The organism is Streptomyces sp. NPDC048248, from assembly GCF_043201875.1.
In the GTDB taxonomy this organism is placed as follows: Bacteria; Actinomycetota; Actinomycetes; order Streptomycetales; family Streptomycetaceae; genus Streptomyces.
This window is the reverse complement of sequence record NZ_JBICZL010000006.1, coordinates 350289-363777: the sequence shown is the minus strand read 5'-3', so window position 1 is coordinate 363777 and position 13489 is coordinate 350289. Positions and strand designations below refer to the sequence as shown.

Genomic DNA, 13489 nt, shown 5'->3' with positions numbered 1-13489 from the left:
TCTCCTCCGGGGGACGGTGGCATGTCTGCGGTGCTGCGAACCTAGATGCAGGGGCCACACGATTCGATCGCCCGATCGTCCACTCCATAGATATGTGATGGACACTATGTCTATGCCGCTGCGTATCTCCGACCTCCTGGCCCGGCCCGACCTCGATCTGTCGGTCGGCTACGACGTGCCGCCGGACCTGCTGGCCCGCACCGTCGAAGCGGCCACCGTCTCGGACCTGCCCACGCCGGGGAAGTGGCTGCAGGGCGGCGAGCTCCTCATGACGATCGGCCTGCTCCTGCCCATGGAGCCCGCCGCGTGCCGCGCCTACGTACGCGATGTGGCGGAGGGCGGGGCGGCCTGCCTCGCTCTCGGGCTCGGACAGGGACTGCCGTACCAGTCGGCGCCGGAACCCCTGGTCACGGCGGCCGAGGAGGCCGGGCTGCCGCTGCTGACCGTGCCGGACGAGGTGCCCTTCATCGCCGTCACCAAGGCCGTCTTCGACGCACGCGCCGCCGAGGAGCGCGAGATGCTGCAGCGGGCCTTCGCGACCCAGCGACGACTGACAGCGGCGGCCACCGGCGACGGGCTGCGGCCGATGCTGGCCGAATGGACGGCGGCCACGAGCGTGGGCGCGGCAGTCCTCGACCCGCTGGGCCGGCTGCTGGCCGTGGGCGAGCGGGGAGCGGCGGCGCCACCGCGGGAAGCACGCGAGCTCATCGAGCGGGTCGCGGCGCGCGGTCTGCGCGGCAGCGCCTCCAGCACGGCCGGCGGACATCAGCTGGAGGTGCAGCCACTGGGCGCCCGGCGGCTGCGCGGGCTGCTGCTGCTCACCGGCCGCCCGGACGGCGCGGCCCGTTCGGTCGTCCCCGGCCTCGTCTCGCTGCTCTCCCTGGAACTGGAGCGGCGCCATCTGCGCGACGAGCCGGAGCGCCGCCGCAGGTCGGCGTTGCTCTCACAGCTGCTGGCCGATGAGGATCTGCCCGCCGACCGGGCGCGGGACCTGCTGGTCTCGGCGGGTCTTACCGCGGAACGGGTGCGCGGGGTCGTGGTGGCTGCGGGAGACGACCTGCGGCAGGCGGCGGACCGAGGGCGGGAACGCGCGCCGGGGGCCGCGACCGCGCCGGCCGGATCTTCCGCAGCCGACTCCGCCGGAGCCGAGGGCGCGGCGTACGAGATGGCCGCCGACCTGGCACTGGCCATGCCCGGCGGCCTGGTCAGGGTGGCGGACGGCACCATCGAGGCGGTCGTCGGAGAGGACCTCGACATCCGTGAGGTGCTCGGCCGTTTTGCCCCGCACCGCCCCGCCGGGATCGGCCCCTCGGTGCCGCCCGAGGCCGTCCGGGTGTCGCTGCGTCAGGCGGCGGGGCTGCTCGCCGTCAGCCGGGCGAGCGGCGAGCCCGCCGAGGCCCGCCCGAGCGGGACCAGCCGGCTGCTGCTGGACCTGGGGGACAGCCGTACGCTGCACGGCTACGCGGACGCCGTGCTCGGACCGCTCGATCTGGCCGACAACGGCGAGGAGTTGACGGCCACCCTGGCGGCGTGGCTGGAGACCGGCGGCGCCTGGGATGCCACCAGCCGCCGGCTCGGCGTGCACCGGCACACCGTGCGCAACCGCCTCGACAAGGCCATGGACCTCACCGGCAGGCGCATGGACGATCCCGACGACCGCTTCGACCTCTGGCTCGCCACCCGTATCCGCCGCGGCGACACCCCTGCCCCGGGCGCCGACGGCCCGCGCTGAACCGGGCGCCGCCGCACGGGCGATGCGGGCCCGCGTTCGCCTGCCGCCCTTCACTCCGACCCGGCCACCGACTTTACTTCGACCGTGACCTACGAAATCCGTCCCGTGCCCCCCGGCCCCGCTCGCCGGCCCGCCGCTCCCCCTCCCGTCGCCGAAGGGCCGCCAGGAGCGGGGCGGGGCAAGCTGGTGGCGGTCAGCGATCTGCACGTCCGCTACGCCGAGAACCGCGACATCGTCGAGCGGCTCACTCCGGAGTCCGACGACGACTGGCTGCTGATCGCGGGGGACGTCGGCGAGTTCGTCGCCGACATCCGCTGGGCCCTGACGGTGCTCAGCAGCCGGTTCACCCGCGTGGTGTGGGTGCCGGGCAACCACGAGCTGTGGACACCCGCCCAGGACCCGGTGCAGTTGCGCGGCGTCGAACGCTACGAGCATCTCGTCGCGGTCTGCCGGGAGTTGGGCGTCCTGACCCCGGAGGACCCCTACCCGGTGTGGGAGGGCGCCGACGGCCCGGTCGTCATCGCCCCGCTCTTCCTCCTCTACGACTACACGTTCAGACCGCCGGGGGTCACCACCAAGACGGAGGCGCTCGCCGTGGCCCATGAGGCAGGCGTGATGTGCACCGACGAATTATTCCTGCACCCCGACCCCTACCCCACCCGGGAGTCCTGGTGCCGGGCTCGGGTGGCGGCCACCGAGGCCCGGCTCGCCGCCGTCCCTGAGGAGCTGCCCACGGTCCTCGTGAATCACTTTCCCCTGGTGCGCGAGCCCCTCCGGCCCCTGTGGCACCCGGAGTTCTCACTGTGGTGCGGTACCGAGGCGACCGCCGACTGGCCGCGCCGCTTCCGTGCGGCAACGGTGGTCTACGGCCACCTGCACATCCCCCGGCTGCTGATCTGCGACGGCGTCCCCCACCAGGAGGTGTCGCTCGGCTATCCGCGCGAATGGCGGCCACGCGCCGGCACCCCGGGCCGCCCGGTCCAGATCATGCCTCCCGTCACCGCGGCGTCGACGGTGGCCACCTCATGATCGACAAGCTGCTGCCCCTCCCGATCGCGACCGCCGAAGCGTTCCACGACGCCCCCCTGACCGCCATGTTCCCCGAGGAACGCGAAGCGGTGGCCGCCGCTGTCCCCCAGCGGCAGAAGGAGTTCGGCACCGTACGCGGCTGCGCTCGCGCCGCGCTGGCGGAATTGGGCATGCCCCCCGCTCCGCTGCTCCCCGGACCCGACCGTGCCCCCGTCTGGCCGGACGGCATCGTCGGATCGATGACGCACTGCACCGGCTACCGCGCCGCAGCCGTGGCCCGCTCGTCGGACATGCGCGCCATCGGCCTGGACGCCGAACCCAACGAGCCCATCGACGACCCGGGAGTGATAGCTCTCGTCACTCTCCCCGCGGAACGCGCCCAACTCCCCCGGCTGGCCGATCTGGAGCCCGACATCTGCTGGGACCGCCTGATCTTCAGCGCCAAGGAGAGCGTCTACAAGGCGTGGTATCCGCTCACCCGCCGCTGGCTCGACTTCGAGGAGGCCCACCTCACCCTCGACCCGACGGACGCCACCTTCACGGCCCGCCTGCTCGTCCCGGGACCGGTCGTCGACGGCAGGGAGATCACCGAGTTCAGCGGCCGGTGGCTGGTCGAGGCGGGGCTGGTGATGACGGCGGTCGTGGTGCCGGGGTGAGGGACGGCGAGCGAGGGGACGGGCGGGCGCGGGGCCGGGCGGACAGCCCGGCGAGGCGCCCCCGCCCGCCCGTCGACGCCCTGGTCAGCCGTCAGCCGTCAGCCGCAGCGAGATGCTGTTGATGCAGTACCGCTGGTCCGTGGGGGTCTGGTAGCCCTCGCCCTCGAAGACATGGCCGAGGTGGGAGCCGCAGCGGGCGCAGCGGACCTCGGTGCGGACCATGCCGTGGGAGCGGTCCGCGATGAGTTCCACGGCGTCTGTGTCCTTGGGGTCGTAGAAGGACGGCCAGCCGCAGTGGCTCTCGAACTTGGTGTCGGAGCGGAACAGTTCGGCGCCGCACGCGCGGCAGGAGTAGACGCCCGCCGTCTTGGTGTCGGTGTACTCGCCGACGAAGGCGGGCTCGGTGCCGGCCTTGCGGAGCACCTGGTATTCCGCGGGGGTCAGCTCGGCGCGCCACTGCTCGTCGGGCTTGTCGATCTCGTACGACATCAGGAGTGCCTCCTCAGCTCAGCTGCCCAGGCGGGACAGGATGGCGGGGCCGAGGTCGGTCACATCGCCCGCGCCCATGGTGAGAACAAGGTCACCGGGCTTCGCCATTCCGGCGATGACGTCCGGGATGGCGGCCTGGTCGCTCTCGGCGGTGACATCGGCGCCCGCGGTGCGTGCGGCGTCGATGATCAGGGCGCTGGTGACGCCCGGGATCGGGTCCTCACGGGCGGGGTAGATGTCCAGGACCACCGAGGCGTCGGCGAGGGCGAGTGCCTGGCCCATTTCCGTGCCGAGCTCCTGGGTGCGGGAGAAGAGATGCGGCTGGAAGACGACCAGGACCCGGGAGTCCTCCGCGGCGCCCCGGATGGCCTCCAGGTCGGCCGTCATCTCGGTGGGGTGGTGCGCGTAGGAGTCGATGACCTGCACGCCGGCCGCCTCGCCCCTGAGCTGCAGGCGGCGCTTGACGCCGGTGTAGGTGCCGAGCGCGGAGGCGAGGTTGTGCGGCGGCAGGCCCATGGCGATGCCGGCGGCGAGGGCGGCGACGGCGTTGCCGGCGTAGTGCCGGCCGGGGACGGAGACGGTGAAGGTCAGGATCCGACCGCTGCTGAGGGCGACGGTGACGTCGCTGGTCAGGCCGCGCGGGTTGACCTTCAGGATGCGGACGTCGGCGTCGGCGGCCTCGCCGTAGGTGACGACCTCGATGTCGAACCGGCCGGAGATCTTGGCGGTCAGCTCACGGGCGCCGGCGTGGTCGGCGGAGATGACCAGGGTGCCGCCGGGGCGGACGCGGCCGATGAAGGTCTCGAAGGACTCGTAGATCTCGTCCATCGAGGCGTAGTTGGCGTGGTGGTCCAGCTCGACGTTGAGGACGATGGCGACCTCGGGGGCGTACTTGTGGAAGCTGCGGTCGCTCTCGTCGGCCTCGGCGACGAAGATCTCGCCCTCGCCGTGCTCGGCGTTGGAGCCGGGGGCGTCCAGGTCGCCGCCGATGGCGTACGACGGCTTGAGAGCGAGCGAGCCGAGGGAGACGGCGAGCATGGAGGTGGTGGTCGTCTTGCCGTGGGTGCCGGCGACGGCGATGGGGCGCAGGCCGTCCATCAGGGACGCGAGGGCGTCGGAACGGTGCACGACCGGGATGCCGCGCTCGTGGGCGGCGGCCAGCTCGGGGTTGTCGGGGCGGATCGCGGAGGAGACGACGACGCTGGTGGCGTCCTCGGCGAGGTGGTCGGCCGCATGCCCGAGGTGGACCGTCACGCCGAGGGCGCGCAGGGCGTCGGCCGTCGGGGAGTCCTTGGCGTCGCTGCCCGCCACCCGCGCGCCGCGCTGCGCGAGGATCTTCGCGATGCCCGACATGCCGGCTCCGCCGATGCCGATGAAGTGCGGCCGGTCCATCGTGGCTGGGATGGCGGGTGCCATGGGCGGGTCTCCCTGATCGTCGCGAGCGGTGGTGCTGCCGATGATTCTCGCACCCGGCACCGACAACGTGTGTCCCGCCGCGTGGGCGGGCGCGTGCTCAGCGCCGGATCAGGCCACGGGCCGTGGCGGCGGCGACCGCGGAGGTGCGGGAGTCGACGCCCAGCTTGGCGTAGATGTGGACGAGGTGGGACTTGACCGTGGCCTGGCTGAGGAAGAGCTGCCTGCTGATCCGCGCGTTGGACAGGCCGTCGGCGACGAGCTGGAGGACTTCGGTCTCGCGCCGGGAGAGGGCGGTGGCGGGGGCCCGCATCCGGTCCATCAGGCGCAGCGCGACGGTGGGTGCGAGCGCGGACTGTCCGGCGGCGGCGGTGCGCACCGCGGCGGCCAGTTCCTCGGGCGGGGCGTCCTTGAGGAGGTAGCCGGTGGCGCCCGCCTCGATGGCGGCGAGGATGTCGACGTCGGTGTCGTACGTGGTCAGGACCAGGACGCGGGGTGCGTCCTCGCGGGCGGTGATGGCGGCGGTTGCCCCGGAGCCGAGCATTTCGCCGCCGAACCGGAGATCCATCAGGACCACGTCGGGAGCGAGTCGCCCGGCGAGTTCGACGGCCTCCTCCGCGCTGGCGACGTCGGCGACGATCCGGAAGTCGGGTTCGGTCTCCAGGACGGCGCGCAGGCCCGCGCGGACGACGGGGTGATCATCGGCGAGGAGGAGCCGGATGGGCGCCGCGGGTGTCACGGGGCGGCTCCCGCGGCGGTGTCCCCGGCGCTCACGGGCACCACGGGATCGGCGGCGCCCGGCACCGCGGTCGGGCAGGGCAGGGTCACGGCGAGGGCGGTGCCTTCGCCGGGTGCGGACTCGACGGCGAGGGTGCCCTGGAGGGCGCGGGCCCGGGCGCGCATGGCGGCCAGGCCGAATCCGCTGTCGGTGACCTCCGCTGAGCCCGGTACGGGCACCTCGTCAGGGCGGAATCCGGCGCCGTCGTCGACGACGTCGAGGGCGACCTCGGTGTCCATGTAGCTCAGGGTCAGCTCGGCGCGGTCGGCGGCGGCGTGCCGGACGGTGTTGGCGAGGGCGGACTGGGCGATGCGCAACAGGGCGACCTCGTGCGCGGTGGGGAGCTCGGCAGGCGTCCCCGAGACCTGGCAGCGCACGGCCAGGCCGGTGGTGCGGGCGGTGCTCTCGCACAGCCGCTCCAGGGCGGCGGGCAGTGAGCCGGCCTCCAGATCGGGCGGGGTCAGACCGCGGACGAACCGCCGGGCCTCGGCGAGATTGCCTGCCGCGGCGACCCGGGCCTGCCGGACATGGCCGAGGGCAGCCCCGGGCCGCTCCGGCAGGGCGCGCTCGGCGGCACGCAGCAGCAGCTGGATGCTGGACAGGCCCTGCGCGACGGTGTCGTGGATCTCGCGGGCCAGGCGCTCCCGTTCGGCGAGGACTCCCGCGGCGTGCTCGGCGTCGGCCAGTTCGCTGCGGGCAGCGGTCAGCTCCTCGATGAGCCGGCGGCGCTGTTCGCTCTCGCGGTAGAGGGCTTGGTAGCCGAGGACGACGGCGACCGCGACGGCCGCGCCGAGGGCGGGGCCCAGGGCCGTGCCGACGCCGAGCGTGTGGGTGTGCCAAGCGAAGCCCGCGATGGCGGCGACGGTGGTGAGCCCGACCGAGGGCAGGGCCCAGCGCAGCGGCAGCAGGTGCAGCTGGACGAAGAAGAGCGGGAAGGCCAGCCAGACGCCGTCCTGGGTGAGCGTGAGCAGCACCGTCCAGCCCAGGGCGAGGGCCGCGAGCCAGAGGGCGGCTGCGGGCGGCGAGGTGCGGACGCGGGGCAGGGCGGGGCCGACGGCGTAGAGGGCCAGCAGCGCCAGGGCCGTGGCGACGACTGCCGGGGCGTCCGGTGTGCGGTCGGCGACCGCCCGTACGGCGGCGAGTGCGAGCAGCGCGGCCACCATCAGATGGAGGCAGCTGCGCAGTACCCGCAGGACAGGGGTGAGGTGGTGATCGGTCACGGCCTCCCCAGGCTAAGCGGGCGGCTCGCGTGCGGCATCAATCAAAAGGTGGAGGGGCGACCGGGCCTTTCGATCCTCCGGAACCGCTCGCGGGCGCGATGCCCGGGGCCCTCTTGGCAGGCGACGGTGGGCACAGCGTCAGGACAGCGGGTCCGGCGCCCGAGCCGAGGTGGGAAGAGTCTGTGTTCGTCGCTTGGAGGGACCTCGGATTCGCCAAGGGGCGGTTCGCCCTGATGGGGACCGTCATCGTGCTGATCACGGTGCTCGTGGGACTGCTGTCGGGGCTCACGGCGGGCCTGGGCAGGGAGAACACCTCCGCGATCACCGCACTGCCGGCGGATCACCTGGTGTTCCCGGAGCCCGCCGAGGGCGGCACGGTCGCGTTCGCCGACGCGGCGCTGCCGGAGCGGACCGTGCGCGAGTGGGCGCGGGTGCCCGGCGTCCGGCGCGCGGAGCCGCTGGGGATCACAACGACGAAGGCGGAGGCGGGCGGCAGAACGGCCGCGCTGTCGGCGTTCGGCGTGCGCCCCGGGTCCCCGCTGGCACCGGCGAAGGGTGCGGTCCGGGACGGCGAGGCGGTGCTCTCCGAACAGGCCGCCGAGGCCCTGGGGGTGCGGGCCGGCGGTGCGCTCACACTGGGCGGCAGGTCGGTGCGGATCACGGCGGTGTCGGGCCGGGCGATGTACAGCCACACACCGGTGATCTGGACGTCGCTCGGCGACGGGCTGAAGGCCGCCGGCGGCCCGAGTGGCCCTGGCGGCGCCACGGTGCTCGCCCTGTCCACCACCGGTGCCGCCGATCTGACCGCGGCCGACCGCGAACTCGGCACGACGACGGTCACCACCGAGGACTCTCTTGAGGCGATCGGCTCCTACAGCGCCGAGAACGGCTCGCTGCAACTGATGCGCGGCTTTCTGTTCGCCATCTCCGCGCTGGTCATCGGCGCGTTCTTCACCGTGTGGACGATCCAGCGCAGCGGCGACGTCGCCGTGCTGAAGGCGCTGGGCGCCTCCACCGGCTTCCTGCTGCGCGACGCGCTCGGCCAGGCGGTCGTGCTGCTGGTGGCGGGTACCGGCCTCGGCACGGCTGTCGCGGCCGGGGTGGGCGCCGCGGTCGGCGGCACGGTGCCGTTCGTGCTGGACGCGTCCACCGTGCTCGTACCCGCCCTGATCATGATCGCGCTCGGTGCCGCGGGCGCCGCGCTCTCCATCCGCCGCATCACGTCCGTGGACCCTCTGACCGCCCTGGGAAGTGCCCGATGAGCCTCGAACTGACCGATGTCACCCTCACCTACCCCGACGGCGGCGCCCGGCTGACCGCGTTGGAGGAGATCTCGCTGGCCGTGCCGGCCGGCCGTGTGACCGCCGTGATCGGCCCGTCCGGCTCCGGCAAGTCCAGCCTGCTGGCGGTGGCCGCGACGCTGATCGCCCCGGACCGCGGCCGGGTGGTGATCGACGGCACCGACACCGCGGGGATGAGCCGCGCGGCGCTGACGACACTGCGGCGCACCACGATCGGCACGGTCTTCCAGCAGCCGAACCTGCTGCCGTCGCTGACCGCCGCCGAGCAGCTGCAGGTCATGGCGCACCTGGACGGCCGCTCCCCGCGCACCGCCCGGCCGCGCGCGCTCGAACTGCTGGCCGCGGTCGGTCTCGCCGATCAGGCCGACCGCCGGCCGCACCAGCTCTCGGGCGGTCAGCGGCAACGGATCAACATCGCGCGGGCGCTGATGAACGACCCTGCGGTGCTGCTGGTGGACGAGCCGACCAGCGCGCTGGACCACGAGCGGGGCGCGGCGGTCCTTGACCTGCTGACGACGCTCACGCGGGAGCGGGCCACCGCGACGGTGCTGGTCACCCACGACCGTGCGCATCTGGACGCGGTGGACGAGGTGGCCGGGATGCTGGACGGCCGGCTGCGCCCGCACGGCGGCGCGGTCAGCTCCCCGCGGAGCCCTGGGCCGGATCGTCGGCGGCGTGCGAGAACAGTTTGAGGACCGGCACGCCGACCTTGTGACGGGCGCGCGAGGCCCAGTCGCGGTGGAAGAACTCCTCGACGAAGTGCGGGGTGGTCAGCACGATCACCTCGTCCGCGCCGGTCTGGTCGACCATGGACCGCAGCAGGTCGAGGGGGTGGTCCTCGACCACCTGTCCGACGGCCTGCGCCCCCGTGGCGCGCAGTGCGGCCAGGGTGTGGGAGAGGGCGCGCTCGGCGGGGAGCTCCGCACGGGCGCCGCCGGGCTCCTCGCCCTCCCGGACGGCGTCGTCGAACTCGCCGAGTGCGACGTCGTCGATCGCCCGCAGCAGCACGTCCTGCTTGCCGCGCGGCTGCATGAGGACGACGAAGGAGATCTGGTCGCCGCCATGCAGGGTGGTGACGAACTCCACGTCGGCGGGCGTCAGAGGCTTCTCGATCATCAATACGCTCGTGAACACGACGGGCGCCCTTCTTCTCTTCTTCCGGGCGCCGCGTGGCGCGGCGCCCATACAGAATTCATCCTGCCCCGTCGCCACACGGGGCCTGTTGGCCTTAAGTCTGCCCAACGGAAGCTAAGCGGAACGGCTAATTCCACCGATTGTCATGACCGACGGTAGCGGGTGAACAGGAACCCGGCCTCTTCCAGTACGGACACCAGGGCGAACCGCTCCGGGACGGCGACGGCGGGCCCGTTCATGATCCGCGCCGCGGCGCCCACCGTGACGACCGGAGCCAGCGAAAGGCACAGCTCGTCCAGCGCGCCGGCCGCCGCGAACTGCCCCAGGAGCCTCGGTCCGCCCTCGGTGAGCAGCCGGGCGTGTCCCCGCTCGGCCAGCACCGCCGCCACCCGCGAGGGGTCGACGCCGATGCCCTCCCCGGCGAAGAGCACCTCGGTGCCCGCGTCCCGGGCCGCTCGCACCCGGTCCGACGGTGCGCCCGCGCCGGTCAGTACGAGGGTCGGCACCAGTGGCTCGGTGAACAACGGCAGCGAGAAGTCCAGCTCGAGCCCCGCGCTCACCACCGCGATGGCGGGCGCCGGGCCCTGCCCCGCGGCTTCCCGGCGCGCCGCGAACGCCGCGCGGGCGCGGGCCGGTCGGTACCCCTCCTGCCGAACCGTTTCTGCACCCACCACGACCGCATCCGCCAGACCCCGCAACACGCCGAAGATCCGCATGTCGGCGGCGCCGGAGAGCGGCTGCGAACGCCCGTCGTGGTGGGCCGCGCCGTCCACGGAGGAGACCATGTTGGCGCGCAGCCAGCCGGTGCGGCCGGCCCGCACCGGCTCGTCCGCCGCCGGATAGGCATAGGCGTGGGCCAGTTCCTCCAGCGTCCATTCGCGGTCCACCACGTCCGGCGGCACCGGGACCGGCGCGGGGTTCCCGTCGTCGTGGGCCGACGGGGGCGGGGATGCGGGCAGGGAGCTGAGCGGGAACAGGCGTCGCATGGCGGCAGTGTGACATGCCTCGCTCATCGGACCGGCGAGTACGGCGGAGCGACTAGGCTGGACGGCTGTGTCACCTTCCGAGCCCTCGTCCCCGCAGCCCGCTCCCATAGCCGAACCGCCGGCGGAAGGGAGCGAGGCGGCCCCGGTCGCCCTCACCGCACGCGCGCCGCACGTCCCGGCCGAGCACCTGGTCGCCGAGATGGTGCCACCGCCGCGCTTCCAGGGCGCGCGCTTCGACACCTATATCCCGGACCCGAACCAGGCCAGCCAGGCCGAGGCCGTCCGGGTCCTCGGCGCCTTCGCCGAGAGCATCGACGGCGGGGCAGGCGCGGGCGGGTCCGGCAAGCGGCGCTGGTTCGCCAGGAGCCCCAAGAAGCCCGCCGTCCCCAAAGGACCTCGCGGTGTCTATCTGGACGGCGGCTACGGCGTCGGCAAGACCCACCTGCTCGCCTCGTTGTGGCACGCCACCCCCGCACCTCCCGAGCTCAAGGCGTTCGGCACGTTCGTCGAGCTGACGAACCTCGTCGGAGCGCTCGGCTTCCAGCAGACCGTGCGCACGCTCAGCGAGCACCGCCTGCTGTGCATCGACGAGTTCGAACTGGACGACCCCGGGGACACCGTCCTGGTCTCCAGCCTTCTGGGCAGGCTGGTCGACGCCGGGGTGGCGCTGGCCGCCACGTCCAACACGCTGCCGGGCAAACTCGGCGAGGGCCGGTTCGCCGCCGCCGACTTCCTGCGCGAGATCCAGGGACTGAGCGCCCACTTCCGGCCGCTGCGCATCGACGGCGAGGACTACCGCCACCGCGGTCTGCCCGAGGCGCCCGCCCCGTACGACGACGAGACCGTCACCCGCGCCGCCTACCGCACCACCGGCGCCTCGCTCGACGACTTCCCCTCCCTGTTGGAGCACCTGTCCAAGGTGCACCCCAGCCGGTACGGCGCGATGTGCGACGGCATCCGGGCCGTCTGCCTCACCGACGTCCAGGCGGTGCCCGACCAGTCCACCGCCCTGCGGCTGGTGGTCCTCGCGGACCGGCTCTACGACCGTGAGGTGCCGGTGCTGACGTCCGGCAAGCCCTTCGACGAGCTGTTCAGCGACGAGATGCTGCGCGGCGGCTACCGCAAGAAGTACTTCCGCGCCATCTCCCGGCTCACGGCGCTGGCGCGCGACGCGGGGCCGCTGGTGGTGGACCGGGGATAGGGCTGCCGCCCGCACCGTCCCCGCTGTGACGAAGCGCCGCCCCCGTGCATCCGGGGGACGGCGCTTCGCGCATGGTTCCCGGCGGCCTGGTCGCGTGATACACACGTGCGGGTCACGTCACCTGTCCGCCAACAGGGAGTTGCCCATGTCCGCGACACGACGTCAGATCCTGGCAAGAACCGGTGCGCTGGGGGCGGGAATCGCCTTCACCGGAAGCCTCACGGAGATCTTCGCGGGGACCGCCACCGCCCAGAGCATGGGCGGGAGCGGCTACGGACCGCTGGTGCCCGACCCGGACGGCCTGCTCGACCTCCCCAAGGGCTTCCGCTACAAGGTCCTCTCCCGGGAGGGCGATCCGCTGCTCTCCGGCGAGGGCAAGGTGCCCAGCAACTGCGACGGCATGGCGGCCTTCCCCGGCGCCGGCGGCCGGTCGGACCGCACCTATCTCGTCCGCAACCACGAGAACCGCACGAAATCCCGCTCCGCCGTACCCACCGTCCCCGACCTGACGTACGACCCGGGCGGCGAGGGCGGGTGTACGGCCCTGGAACTCGACCGGGGCAACAACCTCCGGGGCGAGCGGGTCGCCATCGCCGGTACCTCCACCAACTGCGCGGGCGGTCCCACGCCTTGGCACACCTGGCTCACCTGCGAGGAGACCGAGTTCCGGGCCGGTGAGGAGAACTACACCAAGGACCACGGCTTCATCTTCGAGGTCGACCCGTACGACCCGCGCCGCACCGGCGCCGTCCCGCTGACCGCGATGGGCCGCTTCCAGCACGAGGCGATCGCCGTGGACCCCGGCACCGGCACCGTCTACGAGACCGAGGACGCCTTCGAGAAGCCGTTCGGTCTCTTCTACCGCTTCCTCCCCGAGAAGCCGAGGGGCGGACGGGGCTCCCTGCGCGCCGGCGGCCGGCTGCAGGCCCTGCGCGTTCCCGGCGTCCCCGACCTGTCCGGTGTCCAGGAGATCGGCGCCTCCTTCGATCATGTCTCCTGGGTGGACGTCCCCGACCCGCTGGCCCGCGAGACCCCGATCCGTTTCCAGGACTTCGGGCCCCAGGGCATCACCCACGCGCAGAAGCTGGAGGGCTGCTACTGGGGCGGGTCCTGCGTGTACTTCGTCTCCAGCTTCGCGCACAGCGACGAGGGTTCGGTGGGCGACCACTACGGCCAGGTGTGGAAGTACGACCCGAAGCGGCGCCGGCTCACCCTGGTGGTCGCCTTCGGACCGGACAGCGATCTCCAGCTGCCCGGCGAGTCCCCCGACAACATCACGCTGGCGCCCAGCGGCGGGCTGATGGTCTGTGAGGACGGGGAGGGCGCACAGCACGTCTTCGGCCTCACCCGGCGCGGCGAGGTCTATGCGATGGCGCGCGGCCGGCAGAACATCGGCACCCCGGAGGAGCCGGAGTGGGGCGAGTTCGCGGGAGTGACCTTCTCCCCGGACCACCGGACGATGTACGTCAACTGCTACACGCCGGGCACGACCTTCGCCGTGACGGGTCCCTGGCACCACTGACGGTCCCGCGCCGACGGGTACCCGGGCG

At 73.2% G+C, this 13489-nt stretch carries 13 protein-coding genes; 7 read left to right on the top strand and 6 right to left on the bottom strand.

Translation table 11 applies throughout. The annotated features are described in order from the left end of the window. Positions 1-106: 106 nt before the first annotated feature. The 3 genes from ACGFZW_RS15190 to ACGFZW_RS15180 all read left to right on the top strand — a co-directional run bounded on the left by ACGFZW_RS15190 (position 107) and on the right by ACGFZW_RS15180 (position 3417). On the top strand, positions 107-1732 hold the full coding sequence (locus ACGFZW_RS15190) for a PucR family transcriptional regulator (RefSeq protein ID WP_393893684.1): 1626 nt from the start codon (positions 107-109) through the stop codon (positions 1730-1732). A gap of 84 nt (positions 1733-1816) precedes the next feature. Then, positions 1817-2761, top strand: coding sequence for a metallophosphoesterase family protein (locus ACGFZW_RS15185; protein WP_393893551.1), 945 nt, complete (start codon positions 1817-1819; stop codon positions 2759-2761). Next, positions 2758-3417: a 4'-phosphopantetheinyl transferase gene (locus ACGFZW_RS15180; protein WP_393893550.1), complete on the top strand. Its 660-nt coding sequence runs from the start codon at positions 2758-2760 to the stop codon at positions 3415-3417. Before ACGFZW_RS15185 ends, ACGFZW_RS15180 begins: the two co-directional genes overlap by 4 nt. Positions 3418-3501: 84 nt before the next feature. On the opposite strand, the gene msrB is transcribed toward ACGFZW_RS15180, so the two are convergent. The 4 genes from msrB to ACGFZW_RS15160 all read right to left on the bottom strand — a co-directional run bounded on the left by msrB (position 3502) and on the right by ACGFZW_RS15160 (position 7317). Further along, positions 3502-3906: a peptide-methionine (R)-S-oxide reductase MsrB gene (msrB, locus tag ACGFZW_RS15175; RefSeq protein ID WP_393893549.1), complete on the bottom strand. Its 405-nt coding sequence runs from the start codon at positions 3904-3906 to the stop codon at positions 3502-3504. A gap of 18 nt (positions 3907-3924) precedes the next feature. Beyond that, a complete protein-coding gene (gene murC, locus ACGFZW_RS15170) occupies positions 3925-5322 on the bottom strand; it encodes a UDP-N-acetylmuramate--L-alanine ligase (protein ID WP_393893548.1) in 1398 nt (465 codons plus the stop codon). Positions 5323-5419: 97 nt separating this feature from the next. Then, entirely contained in the window at positions 5420-6058 is a 639-nt protein-coding gene (locus ACGFZW_RS15165; RefSeq protein WP_393893547.1) for a response regulator, read from the bottom strand. Beyond that, positions 6055-7317 carry a sensor histidine kinase gene (locus ACGFZW_RS15160; RefSeq protein ID WP_393893546.1) on the bottom strand — a complete coding sequence of 421 codons (1263 nt, stop codon included), beginning with the start codon at positions 7315-7317 and terminating at the stop codon, positions 6055-6057. Before ACGFZW_RS15160 ends, ACGFZW_RS15165 begins: the two co-directional genes overlap by 4 nt. 182 nt (positions 7318-7499) lie before the next feature. On the opposite strand from ACGFZW_RS15160, the gene ACGFZW_RS15155 reads away from it, so the two are divergent. Both ACGFZW_RS15155 and ACGFZW_RS15150 read left to right on the top strand, forming a co-directional pair. Continuing rightward, positions 7500-8579: an ABC transporter permease gene (locus ACGFZW_RS15155; RefSeq protein WP_393893545.1), complete on the top strand. Its 1080-nt coding sequence runs from the start codon at positions 7500-7502 to the stop codon at positions 8577-8579. Further along, a complete protein-coding gene (locus ACGFZW_RS15150) occupies positions 8576-9310 on the top strand; it encodes an ABC transporter ATP-binding protein (protein ID WP_393893544.1) in 735 nt (244 codons plus the stop codon). The genes ACGFZW_RS15155 and ACGFZW_RS15150 overlap by 4 nt, the downstream gene beginning before the upstream one ends. Here ACGFZW_RS15150 and ACGFZW_RS15145 read toward each other — a convergent pair. Continuing rightward, on the bottom strand, positions 9255-9734 hold the full coding sequence (locus ACGFZW_RS15145) for an indole-3-glycerol phosphate synthase (RefSeq protein ID WP_393893683.1): 480 nt from the start codon (positions 9732-9734) through the stop codon (positions 9255-9257). The genes ACGFZW_RS15150 and ACGFZW_RS15145 overlap by 56 nt on opposite strands. A gap of 161 nt (positions 9735-9895) precedes the next feature. Beyond that, positions 9896-10738 carry a pyrimidine reductase family protein gene (locus ACGFZW_RS15140; protein ID WP_393893543.1) on the bottom strand — a complete coding sequence of 281 codons (843 nt, stop codon included), beginning with the start codon at positions 10736-10738 and terminating at the stop codon, positions 9896-9898. Between the two features lie 67 nt (positions 10739-10805). On the opposite strand from ACGFZW_RS15140, the gene zapE reads away from it, so the two are divergent. Both zapE and ACGFZW_RS15130 read left to right on the top strand, forming a co-directional pair. After that, positions 10806-11939, top strand: coding sequence for a cell division protein ZapE (zapE, locus tag ACGFZW_RS15135; protein ID WP_393893542.1), 1134 nt, complete (start codon positions 10806-10808; stop codon positions 11937-11939). Positions 11940-12084: 145 nt separating this feature from the next. Then, entirely contained in the window at positions 12085-13461 is a 1377-nt protein-coding gene (locus ACGFZW_RS15130; RefSeq protein WP_393893541.1) for an alkaline phosphatase PhoX, read from the top strand. The last annotated feature ends 28 nt before the right edge of the window (positions 13462-13489 follow it).